Here is a 1,469-nt window from a genome sequence, read left to right as displayed (position 1 = left end):
GAGGGTGTCAGATGGTTTGTGTAAGGGGTTGCGGATTCATTTGAAGGAGTGACACTAATGGTCATGACAGAACGAAATGAGAAGCTGAAAGCACCGAAGTCCCCAGCCCAGCGGGCGGCCGCCGATGCGATCAAGGAGTTGCGCGATAGTGGCGCTCTCGATGGTCTCTTCGCGAAGATCGATGCCGGCACGATGCAACTCACCGGCGAGGGCGGGTTCGTGCCCGGCCTAATCAAAGCGGCCCTCGAGCGCGGGTTGCAGGCCGAGCTGACCGAGCACCTTGGCTATGACAAGGGCGATCCCGAAGCCAGGTTCTACTCGAATTCGCGAAATGGAACGTCGGTGAAGACGGTCGCGGCCGAGGTCGGCGATCTGGAGCTGGACATCCCGCGGGACCGCGACGGGAGCTTCACGCCTCGCTTGGTGCCCAAGGGCGAGCGACGCCTTGGCGGCCTCGACGACATGATCATCTCGCTCTATGCCGGCGGGATGACGGTGCGCGATATCCAGCACCACCTCGTCTCCACGATCGGCACGGAGCTGTCCCACGAGACGATCTCGAAGATCACCGACTCGGTCCTCGACGCCGTCCTGGAATGGCAGCGCCGCCCACTGGAAGCGCTCTACCCGGTGATCTACCTGGACGCGCTGATCGTCAAAGTCCGAGACGGCGGCCATGTGCGCAACAAGGCCGCGCACATCGCCGTCGGCGTGGATATGGACGGCATCAAACACGTGTTGGGCATCTGGGTGCAAGACACCGAGGGCGCCAAATTCTGGGCCAGCGTCTGCGCGCAGCTGGCCAACCGCGGCGTCAAAGACGTCCTCATCGTCTGTTGCGATGGCCTGACCGGGTTCCCCGAAGCGATCGAAACGACCTGGCCGCAGGCGACCGTTCAGACCTGTGTCGTGCACCTGATCCGGGCAGCGTTACGGTTCGTTGGCTACAACGACCGCAAGGCCGTCGCTGCCGCGCTGAAACCGATCTACACCGCCGTCGACGCCGACGCTGCTTGGGACGCGTTGACCGAGTTCTCCGCGTCACCGCGAGGCGTGAAGTATCCCACAGCCGTAAAAACGTTCGAAGATGCCTGGGAACGATTCACCCCGTTCCTCGCTTTCCCGCCCGAGCTGAGACGGGTGATTTACACCACGAACAGCATCGAATCGTTGAACTTTCAACTGAGGAAAGTCACCAAGAACCGTGGCCACTTCCCCAACGACGACGCCGTCATCAAGATGCTCTGGCTCGCCATCTGCAACATCGAAGACAAACGAGCCCGAGACCGAGCCAAGGAACGCGGCCGAGCCCGAGGCGTCAAACGCACCGCCGAAGGCCGCCTCGTAGAAGGCCAAATCACCACCAACTGGAAGCAAGCACTAAGCCAGCTCGTGATGATCTACCCCGACCGAATCAACCCCCACCTCTAACCAACTCCCAACACTTACACAAAACACTTGACAGGCTC

At 61.3% G+C, this 1,469-nt stretch carries 1 protein-coding gene; it reads left to right on the top strand.

All coding sequences use genetic code 11. The features are described from left to right. Positions 1-57: 57 nt before the first annotated feature. Positions 58-1,431, top strand: coding sequence for an IS256 family transposase (locus tag CJ028_RS07470; RefSeq protein ID WP_105034646.1), 1,374 nt, complete (start codon positions 58-60; stop codon positions 1,429-1,431). Positions 1,432-1,469: the final 38 nt, after the last annotated feature.

This window comes from Cryobacterium aureum, assembly GCF_002954245.1.
Taxonomy (GTDB): Bacteria; Actinomycetota; Actinomycetes; order Actinomycetales; family Microbacteriaceae; genus Cryobacterium; species Cryobacterium aureum.
This window is presented reverse-complemented; position numbering and strand designations above follow the sequence as displayed.